The organism is Nostoc sp. FACHB-892 (genome assembly GCF_014698795.1).
Lineage (GTDB): Bacteria > Cyanobacteriota > Cyanobacteriia > Cyanobacteriales > Nostocaceae > Nostoc.
In genome coordinates this window covers 1-16,322 of record NZ_JACJTR010000013.1, presented here as the reverse complement: position 1 = coordinate 16,322, position 16,322 = coordinate 1, and the positions used below count along the sequence as shown (strand labels likewise).

At 41.3% G+C, this 16,322-nt stretch carries 18 protein-coding genes and 1 pseudogene; 14 read left to right on the top strand and 5 right to left on the bottom strand.

The window, feature by feature from the left end:
• Positions 1–38: 38 nt before the first annotated feature.
• Positions 39–2,375, top strand: coding sequence for a penicillin-binding protein 1C (gene pbpC / locus H6G96_RS18265; protein WP_190912768.1), 2,337 nt, complete (start codon positions 39–41; stop codon positions 2,373–2,375).
• A gap of 79 nt (positions 2,376–2,454) precedes the next feature.
• Here the strand turns inward: pbpC and H6G96_RS18260 are convergent, their stop codons facing one another.
• Both H6G96_RS18260 and H6G96_RS18255 read right to left on the bottom strand, forming a co-directional pair.
• Positions 2,455–4,059, bottom strand: a complete 1,605-nt coding sequence (locus H6G96_RS18260) for an ATP-binding protein (protein ID WP_190912767.1) — start codon at positions 4,057–4,059, stop codon at positions 2,455–2,457.
• A 55-nt stretch (positions 4,060–4,114) separates the two neighbouring features.
• On the bottom strand, positions 4,115–4,606 hold the full coding sequence (locus tag H6G96_RS18255; RefSeq protein ID WP_190912766.1) for a hypothetical protein: 492 nt from the start codon (positions 4,604–4,606) through the stop codon (positions 4,115–4,117).
• Positions 4,607–5,080: 474 nt separating this feature from the next.
• Between H6G96_RS18255 and H6G96_RS18250 the strand changes: the two genes are divergently transcribed.
• Complete coding sequence (locus H6G96_RS18250) at positions 5,081–5,848, top strand: red chlorophyll catabolite reductase (protein WP_190912765.1); 768 nt, start codon at positions 5,081–5,083, stop codon at positions 5,846–5,848.
• A gap of 129 nt (positions 5,849–5,977) precedes the next feature.
• On the opposite strand, the gene H6G96_RS18245 is transcribed toward H6G96_RS18250, so the two are convergent.
• Complete coding sequence (locus H6G96_RS18245; protein WP_190912764.1) at positions 5,978–6,907, bottom strand: NmrA family NAD(P)-binding protein; 930 nt, start codon at positions 6,905–6,907, stop codon at positions 5,978–5,980.
• A gap of 222 nt (positions 6,908–7,129) precedes the next feature.
• Here H6G96_RS18245 and H6G96_RS18240 point away from each other — a divergent pair, with 222 nt between their 5' ends.
• From H6G96_RS18240 to H6G96_RS18230, 3 genes are all read left to right on the top strand, one after another.
• Positions 7,130–8,173, top strand: coding sequence for a nitrilase-related carbon-nitrogen hydrolase (locus tag H6G96_RS18240; protein WP_190912763.1), 1,044 nt, complete (start codon positions 7,130–7,132; stop codon positions 8,171–8,173).
• Positions 8,174–8,294: 121 nt separating this feature from the next.
• A complete protein-coding gene (locus tag H6G96_RS18235) occupies positions 8,295–9,713 on the top strand; it encodes an aldehyde dehydrogenase family protein (RefSeq protein WP_190912762.1) in 1,419 nt (472 codons plus the stop codon).
• A 17-nt stretch (positions 9,714–9,730) separates the two neighbouring features.
• Entirely contained in the window at positions 9,731–9,898 is a 168-nt protein-coding gene (locus tag H6G96_RS18230) for a hypothetical protein (protein ID WP_190912761.1), read from the top strand.
• 11 nt (positions 9,899–9,909) lie between these two features.
• Here the strand turns inward: H6G96_RS18230 and H6G96_RS18225 are convergent, their stop codons facing one another.
• A complete protein-coding gene (locus tag H6G96_RS18225; protein WP_190912760.1) occupies positions 9,910–10,506 on the bottom strand; it encodes a Uma2 family endonuclease in 597 nt (198 codons plus the stop codon).
• Between the two features lie 386 nt (positions 10,507–10,892).
• Between H6G96_RS18225 and H6G96_RS18220 the strand changes: the two genes are divergently transcribed.
• From H6G96_RS18220 to H6G96_RS41420, 6 genes are all read left to right on the top strand, one after another.
• Positions 10,893–11,084 (top strand): hypothetical protein, encoded by a 192-nt coding sequence (locus H6G96_RS18220; RefSeq protein ID WP_242063316.1) that lies wholly within the window; start codon positions 10,893–10,895, stop codon positions 11,082–11,084.
• Between the two features lie 203 nt (positions 11,085–11,287).
• Complete coding sequence (locus H6G96_RS18215) at positions 11,288–11,668, top strand: DUF6632 domain-containing protein (protein ID WP_190912759.1); 381 nt, start codon at positions 11,288–11,290, stop codon at positions 11,666–11,668.
• Positions 11,669–11,835: 167 nt separating this feature from the next.
• Positions 11,836–12,078, top strand: a complete 243-nt coding sequence (locus H6G96_RS18210) for an N-6 DNA methylase (protein WP_242063315.1) — start codon at positions 11,836–11,838, stop codon at positions 12,076–12,078.
• 74 nt (positions 12,079–12,152) lie between these two features.
• Positions 12,153–12,395 (top strand): hypothetical protein, encoded by a 243-nt coding sequence (locus H6G96_RS18205; RefSeq protein ID WP_242063314.1) that lies wholly within the window; start codon positions 12,153–12,155, stop codon positions 12,393–12,395.
• A 357-nt stretch (positions 12,396–12,752) separates the two neighbouring features.
• Positions 12,753–13,091, top strand: coding sequence for a DUF433 domain-containing protein (locus H6G96_RS18200; protein ID WP_190912758.1), 339 nt, complete (start codon positions 12,753–12,755; stop codon positions 13,089–13,091).
• Positions 13,085–13,297 carry a DUF5615 family PIN-like protein gene (locus H6G96_RS41420; protein WP_347242249.1) on the top strand — a complete coding sequence of 71 codons (213 nt, stop codon included), beginning with the start codon at positions 13,085–13,087 and terminating at the stop codon, positions 13,295–13,297. Before H6G96_RS18200 ends, H6G96_RS41420 begins: the two co-directional genes overlap by 7 nt.
• A gap of 80 nt (positions 13,298–13,377) precedes the next feature.
• Here the strand turns inward: H6G96_RS41420 and H6G96_RS18190 are convergent, their stop codons facing one another.
• A complete protein-coding gene (locus tag H6G96_RS18190; RefSeq protein ID WP_190912902.1) occupies positions 13,378–13,533 on the bottom strand; it encodes a hypothetical protein in 156 nt (51 codons plus the stop codon).
• A gap of 394 nt (positions 13,534–13,927) precedes the next feature.
• Here H6G96_RS18190 and H6G96_RS18180 point away from each other — a divergent pair, with 394 nt between their 5' ends.
• From H6G96_RS18180 to H6G96_RS42840, 3 genes and pseudogenes are all read left to right on the top strand, one after another.
• Entirely contained in the window at positions 13,928–14,374 is a 447-nt protein-coding gene (locus tag H6G96_RS18180; protein ID WP_190912757.1) for a DUF3598 family protein, read from the top strand.
• Between the two features lie 125 nt (positions 14,375–14,499).
• On the top strand, positions 14,500–15,888 hold the full coding sequence (gene hisS / locus H6G96_RS18175) for a histidine--tRNA ligase (protein WP_190912756.1): 1,389 nt from the start codon (positions 14,500–14,502) through the stop codon (positions 15,886–15,888).
• Between the two features lie 229 nt (positions 15,889–16,117).
• Positions 16,118–16,195: pseudogene (locus H6G96_RS42840) on the top strand (restriction endonuclease subunit R); the annotation flags it as partial.
• Positions 16,196–16,322: the final 127 nt, after the last annotated feature.

Sequence of the window (16,322 nt, the reverse complement as noted above, 5' to 3'; positions counted from 1 at the left end):
AAAATTAAAGTAGGTTTTTTTGGGCAGGGGATTCCCTGATGAAGGCAATTTTACGATCGCTACTCAAAATTAAGCATACAGGCAAAGTTATCCTGGCTGTGCTGGTAATCTGTCTGGTTATCCGCTTACTACCTTATTTTGCACCCATTCGAGCCGCAGACATTGCCCAAAATCAACTGGCAATGCAATTTAGCGATCGCAATGGTTTACCATTAGGAACATTACTCACCCGTGACCAAGAGCATACGTCAGTAGTACCGCTAAATCAGGTTTCGCCCCAGTTTATCCATGCTATTTTGGCCGCCGAAGATGGTAGCTTTTACCATCATGGGGCGTTGGATATGAAAGCTGTTATCCGCGCCAGCAAAGAAGCCATCCACGCGAAACGAATTGTTTCTGGCGCTTCCACTATTACTATGCAGTTAGCACGGATGTTAGATCCTGTCCCGCGCACTCTGTGGGGTAAAATGCAAGAAATTTGGCTATCTTGGCGGTTAGTCGCAGGGATGAACAAAGATGAAATTCTCTCTGCATATATCAATCGGTTGCCAATGGGAGGGAATATATATGGTGTGGAAGCAGCCGCGCAGACTTATTTTTCCATCCCAGCTAGTGACTTGAATCTTGCCCAAGCTAGTTTGTTAGCTGCTATCCCTAATAATCCCACATACTTTAACCCTTACCAGCATTGGGAACGGCTGAAGCAACGGCAAAAATACGTCCTTAATCGGATGGTACAGGAAAAGTATATTAGTCGTGCGATGCCTACGGCGGCAAGCTACGCAGCCCGAACACAAAGCGAAAAAGTTGTGTTTCAGTCTCGCCCACAAGGAATTATCGCCGCACCACACTTTTTGTTTTGGTTAGCTAATCAAATCCCCCCTAACAAAGAGAGGAATCAAGCCCCTCTTTTAAAGGCAGAGGATAAATCCGTTATTCGCACAACTATAAATCGCCCTTTACAGCAGTTTGTCGAAGCACAGGTGCAACAGGTAATTTCTTCTCTGGCTGCCAACAACGTGCATGATGCATCCGCGTTGGTGATTGACAACCACACTGGTGAAGTATTGGCTTATGTCGGTTCGCCTGATTATTTTAATGAGGCAAAACTAGGACGCAATGATGGAGTGCAAGCGCTACGTCAACCAGGATCTACCCTCAAGCCTTTTGTGTATGAATTAGCTTTAGAAAAAGGTTTAATTCGCCCAAATACCATTTTGGCAGATGTACCTGCCCATTATGCAATTCCTGGCGCAAAACTTTATAGCCCCACAGATTACACCGAAAGCTTCCTTGGCCCTGTGCGCGTGCGAATCGCTTTAGCAAATTCCCTAAATGTACCAGCAGTACGGGTGTTAGAAAAGGTAGGTGTGCAGACTTTCCTCGAACGTCTGCATCAATTGGGGTTTGAACACCTTAACCAAACCCCAGAACATTATGGTTTGGGTTTGACTCTAGGTAGTGGCGAAGTCAGTTTATGGGAATTAGCCCGTGCCTACTTGACCATAGCACGACAAGGAGATGCTACCCCTTTAGTAAGCACATTTTCCAATTCCCTACTCCCTACTCCCCACTCCCAACTCCCCAACCACACAATATGGCAATTAATAACCAACATACTTAGTGACAACCATGCTCGTGCAACAGCATTTGGTGTAGACTCAGTATTAAATTTACCTTTTCCTGCTGCTGTTAAAACTGGCACTTCTTCCAATTTTCGCGATACTTGGACGATTGGCTTCACCACAGATTACACTGTCGCTACTTGGGTAGGCAATTTCAATGGCGAACCGATGCGCCAAGTTTCAGGCGTTGCCGGGGCTGCACCCTTGTGGAATCGGATTATGTTACACCTGCATGAACACCAAGAACCAGGAGATTTTCCACCTCCAGAAGGTTTAGTGCAACTACCTATATGTGCAATTTCGGGTTTACGACCAACACCAGATTGTACCTCAGTAGTGCAGGAATATTTCTATCCAGAAGATAAAATTGCCTACGAACGTGAAAATCAATTCAATTTGCCACCAGAATATGATGAATGGTTGGCAAAACAACAGCAATCAAGTTTTGTTTCAACTAATTTGAGAATTTTATCTCCGCATCATGGCGACTTATTCTTACTGTATCCAGGTGAAGAAGCGAAGCAAAAACTTGAATTCAAATTAGCGGGAAATAAATCTGCGCCTGTAGAGTGGTGGCTGAATGGTGAAAAACTAGATACAAACTCAGCTAATTCTTTATTTTGGAATTTGCGTCCTGGTAAATGGACTTTGGAAGCGAGAAGTGGTGAAATGAGCGACAAGGTAAGTTTTCAGGTGGAGTTAGCAAATCTTAAACCCACGCGTCGAGGTTTTTCTATTAGTAATTTTTAAAGAGATAGCATAGAACCCATAGTTGTCGGCATTATATTATTTAGACATACTATTTGGCTTTGTTAATTAATATATTTGCTTACCGTGCCTGCTTAATAGGAATTTCAATCACAAACTCTGTACCCTTACCAGGCGCAGAAATACAGTTTATCTGTCCCTTGTGCTTCTCTACTATAATTTGGTAACTAATAGATAATCCTAAGCCAGTACCTTTACCTATAGGTTTAGTAGTAAAGAAAGGGTCAAACAATTTATCCTTAACTTTTTCTGTTATTCCTGGCCCATTATCTTTAATACTAATAATCACACACTCTTCATTCTTAACCTGAGTATGGACAATAATAGAGCTAAGGTGTTTTTTATCTTCTCCTTCTAAACACTCTGTTTCCCATTCACTTAAAGCATCAATAGCATTACTAAAAATATTCATAACTACCTGATTTAATCCTCCTGCATAACATTCAACGAGAGGTAAATTACCATAATCTTTGATTATTGCGATTTCCTGCTTATTATGCTTTTCTTTAAGACGATACTGTAAAATTAATAGTGTGCTATTAATTCCTTCATGAATATCAACAGGTTTCATTTCTGCTTCATCAAGACGCGAAAAATTACGCAAAGTTAGCACAATTTCGCGAATGCGGTCAGTGCCAAGTGCCATTGAGGATAATACTTTTGGCATATCATCAACAATAAACTCTAAATCTATTTCATCAATCAGATTAATTATTTCTGGGTTGTAATTAAAATTATGTTGCTGATACAGGTTAATTAAATTTAGTAATTGCTGACTATATTCTCTAAGATGCATCACATTACCATAAATAAAATTAACTGGATTATTGATTTCATGAGCAACACCAGCAACTAGCTGACCTAATGAGGACATTTTTTCAGTTTGAATAAGTTGTACTTGAGCGTGTTGCAGTTCTTGCAGTGTCTGTTTTAATTGGAAATTTTTGTATTGTAATTTTGCAGTTCTCTCAGCAACTTGCATTTCCAACTTACAATTTGTTTCTTCTAAGGCGGCTTGAGCAATTTTTTTAGCTTTTAAGTATTGCTGTAATAAACGCAACACGAAAAGCCATGCCGGAATCAGCATTGCTAAACTTATAATAGATTCTAAAAATGTCCAAAATATTCTTTTGTAATAATCATCAACTCTCTGCTGTAACTGAAGTGATATATTACGCTTTCTTTTAGCAACACCATCAGCATAAATTTGTTTTTGGTTTTCATACTCTTGGTTGAAAAGTAGTAGCTGTGCTGTCTCTTGTTGATTGTTTTTAACTAATTCAAAAGATTTATATTCCATTGCAACTAAGCGCTGGTTAGCGGCATCAACTTTTTTGGTATCCTCATTTTCATATACTTGAGGAGCAAGTTTAATAGATTCTTTAATAGCAATATCGAGTTTAGGTTCAAATTGTCGATATCGTTCTTCCCAAAGAAAGTTTCCTGTAGCAGCATTCATACGTGCTGACATTGTTAATACTTCATCAAGATAAGTAATTTCATCACTCAGCATTTGGAGTTTAAATTCATGTTTAGTAATACTATTAAAGTTATAATAGGCTTCCCAATTGAGCCAAATTTGAGGAATAAATAGGAATAATGTCAGAAGTACTGTTACAGTTACTATTTGAGAGGGAACGAATCTTAGTTTATTAGGTAGGTGCATTTTGATAGTATTTTTTCGATATACGGTAATTAACTAATAACAAAAATTAATACTATTAAATAAGTTTTATTTCATCAGTATTAATACCGAAAAGATTTCTTAAAAAGCCTGTAGTTTCATTTTGGTAGATTTCAAAGTTGATCTCATTTATTTGTTTTACTTTAATTCTTCTACCATACATAAAACCTAGATTGAAATTTATTAAATCTATTGCGGAAAACTTATAAGGATGTGGATATAAAAATTTAGCAAAAACTTTGTAAATGAATAAATGTAGTTTATTAGTCTTTAAGTCATTACCCATTGTAAATCCAATCACAAAAGCTTCATCTTTAGAAGAAATACCTCTACCTAAAAGTATATGAATATAATCATGATGGCGCAAACTAATTTTTCCAGGTAATGCTAATAGACTATTAGGGTTCTCTAGCACCCAAATTACAAAAGGAATTTTTGGTTTATGTAAACTAAATACTACTGAATGTACTTCCTTTAAATTCATTTGAGCTATGTCTAGTTGAAAAGCTTCATTCAAATCAAAAGCCATATCTATATTTTATTTTTAATAAAATAACTAACTTATTAATATTTGTTTTTCTTTTAATTTGTCTATATTTACCGACAAAATTATTTTTATTTTTATAATTAAGTATAATTCAACCTATTTTGCATAAAGTTCCAGTATTATTACTGAAATTAGAGTAAAGGCAAGAAGACAGTGGCGGGTCTGAATCCCCCACTGATAGCGCAGCGTAAAGCCTTCTTTTCTCTACGAGACTGTAGGGGTACGCCAAGGGCGCAGCATATCTTAGAGAGCGTCTTGATTATGACTTCTGACTTCTTGTTCAATATGCCCATCTACTTAAGGATGTTGCTGCAATAGCTTTATCATGGTTTAGTTGATGGGCTGTTTCCCACAGTTTTGAATTGGATGAATGCGTTGCGTGATACAGGCAACGAGCTAGACACCAGAAAATGTCAAACTAAATATAAAGTTTATAGAAAGCCGCAAACTCAAACTATGACTAAGCAACCAACAGATTTAAACAATAAAGCTGTATTTGATCAGTTGTGGGGAATTACAAAGGAACTCTACCAAAAACTAGAAGCTCGTTTTCAATTACATCCAGACCCTTCTGTAGAAAATTTGCAGCAATACAGCAGTCTCGATGGTAATATAAAGGGTTCGCTTACCGCTTTTTCCGGAGAAGAAGTTGACTGGCTAGTTCATTCGTGGCTAGGAAACCCTGAAAAATCAAACTTTAGCAGCGTGCGTCTCACTACATGGTTGAAATCGCATATTCAGGTTCCTCATTTGGCTTTTGGGTTTAGCACACTTCCGAATATTTTCTTTTATATAGATTACATTCCCCGGACTGAGCTTTTAACCGATTTAGCATATCTCGATCGCTACTATGAACCAGTTAACCAAACATTCTTAAAGTTACAAGACGATTCGCGCCTCAAGGTATTTACCAGCACAAGTCTGTATCTTCGCCTATTTCAATCGCCTGTTAGCTTGTGTTACACGGGCGCACCTACTTTTGATACTCTTGAACTAACTCGTACACTTGCACATGAAACCCTTGATCGCTGGCTAACTTGGGTAGATGCAGCTGAACTTGTGCCAGAAGATGTACGCACCACTTTAGCATCTCGTGATTTGGCGCTACGCCGTACCAGTGCTGAACGTGATCCAGGTAATAAATTTGTCACACAGATGTTTGGTTCTGAGTTGGCAGATAAACTTGTACGATCGCTCTGGGGTGGCGATCGAATTAGTCATTAGTCATTGGTCATTTGTCATTTGTCCTTAGTCCCATGCCCATTAATCCAGAATCGTACCGGGTAGCACTGCAAGTTACCTGCCATGCAAAACTCCATAACCGCCTACTTTTGCCACAGTGTACTAATCTGATCACAGACTCTCATAGGTAAGTTCCGGATTTACCCAGTTGGTTTCTGCCAGAAACTCTCTAAATGTGGTCAGAAGTCCAGGAAACTCCTCTTCTCGTAAATGCTGAACATCGGCTTGATAACCTTGCTTGCGATACCACTGAATCAAATCGAAAAGTTCCTTTTGCAGCAAGAGTAAGAAAATCCAGGCGGGTGTCTCTTTGTAGACAACTTTCATCCCCTGCGCTTGGGAGAATGCCTCTGCCATCCCAAGAGGAGTCAGCACATCTCCAGCTAGCTCAATTTCTTGGCCAATATACTTGGTGGGATGTTTAATGACGTAGGCAGCAACGCGGCCCATGTCCTTGGTTGTAATTAGATGAAGGGGCTTGTTTGGTTGAATGGAAAATGGGAAACTACCTTTGAGGATGGAAGGTCGCGTGTACTTCTTCCAAAACTCCTCCATAAACAAGCAAGCTCGCAACATGGTAGTCGGTAAGCCAGCTGCTTTGAGAATTTTCTCTACTTGATACTTTTGCTCTATGCGGGGGATTTCTGAATTTCTGTCTGCCCCACCTGCGGAATTGTAGACAAAGTGCTTAATATCAGCCTGTTTAGCTACTTGTGCAACTCGCCTTGCTCTCTCCACCTCTAGCGGGTCAATTTTAGCGGAGTCCGCAGAAGTAGCGTGGCAGTAAACAGCCGAAATTCCTGTAAAGGCTGCTATGAGAGAGGTTTCATCGTCAAGGTTGGCTTTTACCAGTTCAACTCCGGCATCGTTGAGTTTTGCAAGAGTTGGACGATTAAGGTCAATTTCTCTAGTGATGACTCGCAGGTTCGTAACTTTCTGTTCAAGAAATCCCTTGACGACATTTCCACCTGTGCCGCCAGTAACTCCGATGAGTAAGACTTTATCGGTGTTTGATTCTGTGCGATCGGGGAAATTTGACATTCTCTCTTCTCCCTGGAGTTCTCTATATTAAATTAAGTTTATCCAAAGACAGGAGAAGCAAACAATAGCATCATCTATTGCACATATTGTTTAACTTTGAACTCGTAAATTATCATCGTTTTCTGCTATCTGAATTGACGTATAAACTTGTACGATCGCTCTAGGGTAGTGTAGGCGTAGCCCAACCTAGGCATAGCATTCTATAAAATTTGGTAAGCAATTTTGGACAATAACACTGATAATCTAGACTCATTCCGCGCTTTGGCACTGCAAGTTACCTGTCATGCAATCAACCAAGCAAGCGATCGCCAACAAGTGCGATCGCTCATGCAAAACTCCATCAACCGCCTAGCTCAACAAATCGCTGCCAGTATCGCTTTCATTGGCTTCGATTGTCGTTTAATTGTACTGCCAGAATATTTCCTTACTGGTTTCCCGATGGGAGATTCTTTACCAGGATGGGCAGAAAAAGCTTGTATAGAAATGGCTGGTGCTGAGTATGAGGCACTTGGTAAAATTGCCCAAAACCATAAAATATTTTTAGCTGGTAACGCCTACGAAGTTGACCCCAACTTTCCCGGATTGTACTTTCAAACCTGCTTTATTCTTGACCCCTCTGGTTCAATTGTTTTGCGATATCGGCGGCTGAATTCCTTATTTGCCCCCACTCCCCATGATGTTTGGGATAAATATCTTGACTGCTATGGTTTAGAAGGAGTTTTCCCCGTAGCCAAAACTGCGATCGGTAATTTGGCAGCCTTAGCATCAGAAGAAATTTTGTATCCAGAAGTGGCGCGGTGTCTGGCGATGCGAGGAGCAGAAATTTTTGTCCATTCCACCTCAGAAGTGTATAACAAAAACCTTACCCCCAAGGACGCGGCAAAAATTACTCGCGCTGTCGAAAATATGGCATACGTGGTTTCAGCTAATACCGCAGGCATCGCTAATATTGCTATCCCTATTGCTTCGGCTGATGGTGGTTCTAAAATCATTGACCATCGCGGAATCATATTAGCAGAAACAGGTGCAGGTGAAAGCATGGCAGCATTTGCCGAGATTGATTTAGGAGCATTACGCCGCGATCGCCGCCGACCGGGGTTAAATAATTTACTTGCACGCCAACGATTTGAGCTATACGCCGAAAGTTATCGCCAATCACACTTTTACCCCCCTAATACTATGCTGGAAAAAGAAGTAGACCGCAAACACTTCCTCCAAACGCAGCAAGCCACCATTGAGCGCTTAATCCAATTGAGGATAATTTGAATTGGGGAATAGGGAGCAAATCAATTCAAAATTCAATATTAAACAACTTCTGCCTCCTCTTTCTCTATGCCCAATGCCCAATTACTAATGATCAATGACTAATGACAATGACCAATGACAAATGACAAAACCAATAGAAGTCCGCAATCCTCGAACTGGCAAATTTGACTACGTAATTATCCCGCCGCCCCCAAGGCTGCTGGCACAGCAATGTAAGCGCACGCGCAGGGCGCAAGTTCGCTGGCAGCAATTGGGTTTAGAGGGGAGAATTGAAGCCTTACAGCAGTGGAAAAAAGCGATATTATCAGGACGCGATCGCTTGACGGAGGCTTTGGTAAATGATACAGGTAGATTATCGACCTCAGTATTAGAAATAGACTCCTTCCTCTCTAGCATTGATCGCTGGTGTAAGTTAGCACCGGACTTGCTGCAAGACTCTGCAAAAAATACAGCAATTCCATTTATTGCATTGCAACAAACATCCGTTCCTTACCCTCTAGTTGGGGTAATTAGCCCGTGGAATTTTCCACTGTTGCTGTCAACCATTGATACCATTCCGGCATTATTGGCGGGTTGTGGTGTCATTGTCAAACCCAGTGAAATTGCTCCCCGCTTCGTAGCACCACTGAAAACAGCACTCAGCGCCGTTCCCGAATTGCGCGATGTCTTAACTTTTGTTGAAGGAGCAGGCGAAACCGGTTCTATTTTGATTGAAAATGTAGATTTGGTATGCTTTACAGGCAGTGTAGCAACGGGGCGAAAAGTGGCAGAAGCGGCTGCTAAACGGTTTATTCCGGCTTTTTTGGAATTAGGAGGAAAAGACCCTGCGATCGTTTTAGAATCAGCCAATTTAGAATTAGCAACCTCAGCAATCTTGTGGGGTTCCGTCGTCAACAGTGGACAGTCGTGCTTATCAATTGAGCGGATTTACGTTGCTGAATCGATATTTGACAAGTTTTACCATCAACTAGTAGCTAAAGCCCATCGCCTTCAACTAGCCTACCCCACAGTTGAAAGTGGAGAAATTGGCCCCATCATTGCCCAAAGACAAGCAGCAATTATTAGCGACCATCTCGTAGATGCAGTTGAAAAGGGAGCAGTAATTCACTGCGGCGGTGTAATTGAAGACTTAGGCGGGGGTTGGTGGTGTCGTCCAACAGTTCTCACCCAAGTTAATCATTCCATGAAAGTGATGACGGAAGAGACTTTTGGCCCCATAATGCCAATAATGCCTTTTTCCAAAGTTGAGGAAGCAGTATCTTTAGCGAATGACTCAATTTATGGATTGAGTGCTGCTGTCTTTGCCTCAGAACCCGAAGCCTTAGAAGTTGCCCAGCAGATAGATGCGGGTGGTATTAGTATCAACGATGCTGCACTTACTGCTATCATGCACGAGGGAGAGAAAAACGCCTTTAAATTCTCCGGTATGGGAGGCTCACGCATGGGTGCAGCAGCGCTGAAACGGTTCATGCGAAAAAAAGCTATTTTAATTAAAACTAACGATACTAATGACCCTTGGTGGTTTGGGAATGGGGAGTGACCAATGCCATCATCACTATGCAACTTATTAGCTTAACCAATGGCGTAGCTTGCCGCCGTTCGCGTAGCGTTAAGGCATCGAATTCTCAGTCACGCTTAGAGCAGGAAGCACGAGATATTAGTGATGAGTTGGCTGAGTCGGACTTCTATCGGTTGCCATTATTGTGGCATTTTCGAGAAGCATGAATCGCACCAAACTATTTAACGACATCAAAAATTTGTTCAGATGTTAGTTGTAGCTGAATACCCAAGCGCTCCAGTTCCAGAGATTTAATCTGCGTACTCCCGGTAAACCTGCCAGCTTGACAATAACTGCCTTCTGACAATTGTAGAATGGTGATTGCCTGTTCTTCTGGATCAATCAGCCAGTATTCAAGAACACCGCGTGCTGCGTATTGTTTCCGCTTCCGCACATAGTCTCTATCCCGATTGCTCTGACCTGGAGACACCACTTCAACCACCAAGTGCGGTGGAAGAACGTCAAAAGTAATAGTCAACCGCGTCCGGGTCAGCTCTAAGTGTTCCTCCCGGAGGATCACCAAATCAGGGTAGCGATTCGCAGGATCGCCAGCCTCAAGGACTGGTACTTGAAGTTCGCAAGCATGAGGCTGTACCCGTCGAAAAGGCATTCCAGCACTAACTAATAGCAGAAACAGGTAATTTGCAAGGGACGTATTTGGTTCTGACTCTGGCGGCAATTCTATGAGCCTCCCATCAACAAGTTCATAACGGTTTTCCGTCCCATCATCTATCTGTAGGTATTGCTCAAACGTCAATCGTTGGGCTGTAGTCATAATACTTCTGTGTCGCTTCTATTATTGTGGCATTTATTATTAATTAAAGAAGACGCGATTCATCGCGTCTCTACATTGCGGCGATCAAAAAGCGATGCCTGCGGCGGGCTACGCCTACGCATTCTCATCTGTTCAAAATATCTGTTTTACCAGGGGCGATCGCTTCTGCCACAGTTTCGTCTACCATAACCAAAGCACTTGGAAGAACTTTCATAGTTTTCGTTCAGAACACAAGTCCATTCGTTCAGAACACAAGTCCATTCGTTCAGAACACAAGTCCATTCGTTCAGAACACAAGTCCATTTGTTCAGAACACAAGTCCATTCGTTCAGAACACAAGTCCATTCGTTCAGAACACAAGGTCATTCGTTCAGAACACAAGTCTGTTGGTTCACTTGGTCAGTGGTGTGGTGTTAAAGTATGGCAAAGACAGATGGGAATATGAGATGACAGGCAGGGTACGCAAAAGCGATGCCTGGGTTGGGCTACGCCTACGTATTTGTAAAGCCACCATCACCCGGTTAAAATCGACCGCAGACTTAAAAGTGGCTTCTACACAGACGCGTAAAGAGCAATAAGTAGCTATCATTTACTGTAAATGATGCCCATTGCTTGGCAGACGATTCAGTGTTGGATCAACTTTAAAACCAAGAGGAACATCAAGATTTCTAACACTCCTAAGTTGAAGTGTCACTAGTGAGAATAGTATTACAAATAGGTATTACAAATAGGCATTCCATTAGTAAAAACTACTCTGGAAAAATAGTATGAGGTTGGAGTAATGGATGAGCAGCATCGGTACTTGCGAATCGCCCTTGTTGTTGTTGGAATTGCTTTTCTCCTGGTCTATCCGTTGATGAAGCTCTGGCCATCGGGCTGGGCATGGCAACCAGGTCAATATGAATACGAACAGATGATCGTGGGTGTTTATGCGACGCTCGGTGTCTTTTTACTATGGGCTTCTCGAAAACCAGAAGTGCATCTCAGTTTAATCTGGTTCACCGTCTGGTCGAGTTTTGTCCACGGGCTGATCATGGCGGTACACGCAGTGATTAACCCTGCGGAACGTGGACACCTGTTCGGCGATGTTCCAGCATTGATCTTGGTAGCAATTGTCCTTGGTTTCTTAGCATCACGCGAAGTAGCGCCAGTGCATGAATGAGCGCAGCATAACAAATTAAATGCAGTGGATAGAGTTATCTGCCTCCAGTGAGTTTCGTTGCTATACTACAGTGAATTCTGCTCATTGCTTTGCGTAGGCGTAGCCCGCCGCAGGATCGCATTCTTGAGAAGATGCGATCGCATTAATGCTTCAATTTGGCACTTCCCATGTTTTTAGAATTAGGAAGTTGCCTTCAAACTATTAAGATTAACTCCAATCTGGATGTAATCAATGAAGCCTTTGAGTATTTGATTAACCAGAGCAGTAAGGGAGATAAAGGGCAATATTTCACGCCGCGCTATGCGATTGATATGTGCGTGAAAATGCTCAATCCGCAAGAAGATGAGTATATGATCGATACGGCCGCGGGGTCATCTGGGTTTCCGGTGCTTTTGGAGCCGAAAGCGTGAAAGTCGAGTTTAGGAAAAGCCTTGGACATTAACCTAACCATTACTACTTAATATCTTGGAGTAGCATTAAAGTCGTGGCAACGATTAATAAGCAAGGACAACTAACTTTAGATCATCCTCTCATAACAGATAAAAACAGCCGCATAGAAGTTATCATTCTAATTCCAGAAGAGGAAGTTCTGGACGCTAAATCTCAAGCAGAAGTGTTAGCAGATTTCCGGCTAGCTTGGCACGAAGCCATGACTGGGCAAACTATCTCGGTGGCTCAACTTTGGGAAGGGCTTGAAAATGACTTAACAGCCTTTCATTCAAGGTGAGTTGGTCGTCTATCGGGTTAAAATGTAAAGACAATAATTAATAATCGTGTCTACTTTAACTTAATACCCATTTTATGCAAATTACCCTTAACCTAATTTGCTTTTGATTCACAACGATCGCGACTTTGAAACCATTGCCCAAATAAGACCGCTCCAACACCTTCGCTTTCAACCTTAAGTGCGATCATCGATCCCCCGCAAACCCTCCAAATAAAGTTTCAATGCTGTAGGATGAGGGGCAGATAAAATTTAGAAAGTGCTGTGAGTTAAACAAGTAGCTAAGGGAGATACAGCGATCTATATATTCTGAGCCTAACGAAGGTTTGCTGCCATCAAGGCAATGAACTGGAAGCGCTTATGAAACTAGTAATTGTAGCTGAATCTGCTCCTCTAAAAACGAATGAAGATGGCGTGGTTCTTGTTGGTAAAGCCCGCGTCCCATTGGATACAGTGGTTACTGTTTTTATGCAAGGTGCTACAGCAGAGGAAATTGTTTATCGCTATCCATCGCTAAATCTGGCTGATGTTTATGCCACAATCGCCTTCTACCTCAAGCATCAGCCGGAAGTAGAAGCTTATTTGCAACAGCGACGGCTGCAATCACAAGAGATTCGGGCAATGAATCAAGCGAGGTTTGACCCACAAGGCTTACGCGATCGTCTGCTTGCCCGTAAAACAACGCAGGAAGCATATTAAAACTACTTGCTGATGAAAACTTCGATAATACAGTTGTTAGAGGATTATTCCGCCGTAGCCCGGAAATCGACATCGTTCGAGTGCAAGATATTGGGCTATCAAACAAAGATGATCCAACTATCCTAGACTGGGCAGCTCAAGAAGGGCGTATTCTGCTTACTCATGATGTTTCATACAATCACTCGCTATGCGTACGATCGAGTTAGGCAAGGGCAAACAATGCCAGGAGTTATTGAAGTTAGCCTAGATGTGCTAATCAGTCGGGTCATTGAAGATATTCTTCTGCTTACGGAGTGCAGCCAGGAGGGACAGCTAGAAGGTCAAGTCCAGTATATCCCGTGGTGAAGCGGTGTTGCAAAGGCTCTGGCAGCTGTTCAGCAGGAACATTAGAAGCCAACGATAAATGCGATCGCCTGGAAGAAAAACGGAATTCGTTATGCATCGCGTTAAGTTATGCCAGCAATGATTAAAGCCATCTTTAACAACTTCCCCACTCCCTACTCATAATATGCGAACATAATTAAGTTGTAGCTGACTACCTGCACAGAGGTTAAAAGTGGATACCATTGCAATCCCTGCTCTGAATCGCCCAGTAGATGCCACGGTAGAGATTCCTGTTTCTAAAAGTATTACCAATCGGGCATTACTCGTCGCCGCCTCAGCCCCCAAGTGACTCGATTTTAGAAAATGCCTTATTTAGTGAAGACTGGCATTTGCTGTCACTAACTTAAAGGTTCCAGGCATTGTAATAAAAGACTCTAATTGTACAGCGAAAACCTTTCCCGATTACTATACTAGATTTTTTCAAATGTTAGAACAATAAAAGGTGAATTGCAATGTCAAATATTCGAGAAGAAATGCCCGTCCTTGTCCGTCATGAAGGAGATTGGGTAGGAACTTATACATTAATTGATACAACAGGAAAAATCCTCGATATTCATGAGTCTCATTTAACTTGTCAATTTCCAGAAAATGGCCCTCATCCCTACTATCAAATCAATCGCTACAAATGGTCTAATGGTAAACAAGAAGAGCATGAATTTCCAGGAAGCTATAAAGATAATAAACTCTGGTTTGACACTGATCGCATCCAAGGTAAAGCTTGGGAAGCCGATGATTCAATTGTGATTTTGTGGTTTAGTTATAAAACAAACCCAGAAATGAGTTTATACGAAATGATTTACATTAGTCCTGACAATAACAATCGTGCCCGCACTTGGCATTGGTTTAAGAACAACAAAATTTTTCAACGCACCCTAATTCAAGAAGAACGGGTAAGATAGTAATTTCTGTTCTCAAAGATCATCAATCATCATTCTCCAGTCCGCCTGCGCGGACTTTGTTTATGTAGCCACGACTTCCAGTCGTTAGGCTTTCATCTCAAATTTCAACTTAGTAAGGTACACGCATGGCAAAAGGTGACAAAATAAACTTTTCTACTCCTAGTGGTTTCCCAGAATTTCTGCCTAGTGAAAAGCGTCTAGAATTATATTTGTTAGATATCATCCGTAGAGTTTTTGAAAGCTATGGATTTACGCCCATCGAAACACCTGCTGTAGAACGTTTAGAAGTCTTGCAAGCTAAAGGAAATCAAGGCGACAATATCATCTATGGTATTGATCCCATTTTGCCACCAAATCGCCAAGCCGAGAGAGATAAATCAGGCGAAACTGGTTCAGAAGCCAGGGCTTTAAAATTTGACCAAACAGTTCCTTTAGCAGCGTATATTGCCCGTCACCTGAATGAATTAACCTTTCCTTTTGCCCGCTACCAAATGGATGTAGTTTTTCGTGGTGAACGAGCAAAAGATGGGCGTTTTCGGCAGTTTCGTCAATGTGATATTGATGTAGTTGCTCGTCGTGAACTCAGCTTGCTCTATGATGCTCAGATGCCTGCAATTATTACTGAGATATTTGAAGCAATAAATATTGGTGATTTCCTGATTCGCATCAATAATCGTAAAGTTCTTACAGGTTTTTTTAAGTCAGTAGGAATTACTGAAGATAAAATTAAATCGTGTATTGGTATTGTTGATAATCTAGAAAAAATTGGTGAAACTAAAGTAAAACAAGAATTAGAAAAAGAGGGGGTTTCAGGAGAACAGACTCAAAAAATTATTGATTTTATTAAAATTTATGGTTCCATTGATGAAGTATTAGATAAGCTTAAGCATCTTGCCCAAAACCTGCCAGAAACCGAACAATTAAGCCTGGGAATTAGCGAATTAGAAACGGTAATTGCAGGTGTACGTAATCTCGGAGTTGGCGAAAATCGTTTCTGTATTGATTTATCCATTGCCCGTGGACTTGATTACTATACTGGTACAGTTTACGAAACAACCTTATTAGGACATGAAGCTTTAGGTAGTATCTGTTCTGGCGGTAGATATGAAGAATTAGTCGGAGTATTTTTGGGTGAAAAAATGCCTGGTGTAGGCATTTCTATCGGCTTAACTCGCTTAATTAGTCGGTTGTTAAAAGCTGGGATTCTTAGTACTTTAGCTGCTACACCAGCCCAGGTGATGGTAGTGAATATGCAAGAAGATTTAATGCCAACTTATTTAAAAGTTTCGCAACGTCTGCGTCAGGCTGGAATTAATGTCATCACTAACTTTGATAAGCGCCCCTTGGGTAAACAATTTCAGCTAGCTGACAAACAAGGAATTCAATTTTGTGTAATTATTGGTTCTGAAGAAGCAGCAGCGCAAAAATCTTCGCTCAAAGATTTGAAAACAGGTGAGCAAGTAGAGGTGCTATTAGTAGATTTGGCTGACGAAGTTAAAAGAAGACTTGGCTAATATACTTTCAAGGTGACTTTAAAATCTCTTTTTCTCTGTGCGCCCTCCGCGTCTCTGCGGTTCAAAAGCTTTTTATTTAACCACAGAGGCACAGAGAATACAGAGTCAAGAAGTTAAATTTGATTAACTGACAAGTTTTTTTCGTTAAAGTTGGTCAGTCAACTAGAGATTAAGATAGGTTTTATATAGGAAACTTGGATTGAGTTTCACCTTAATCAAGCAAAAATATATGACAATTCTCAACGCTCGTAATTTATCTTTAGAAGAAGTTCAGCGTCTGTTTGGCTTTCAAGAACAATACAGTGATTGTATCGGCTCAATAAGTCGGGGTAACGAATAAAAGTAAGAAGAGTTGCTAGCATCCGATTTCATGAGAGCTAACTATATTGTTCTAACGCAGGCATTCTATTTGAATGCAAACGCTTTACTATAAA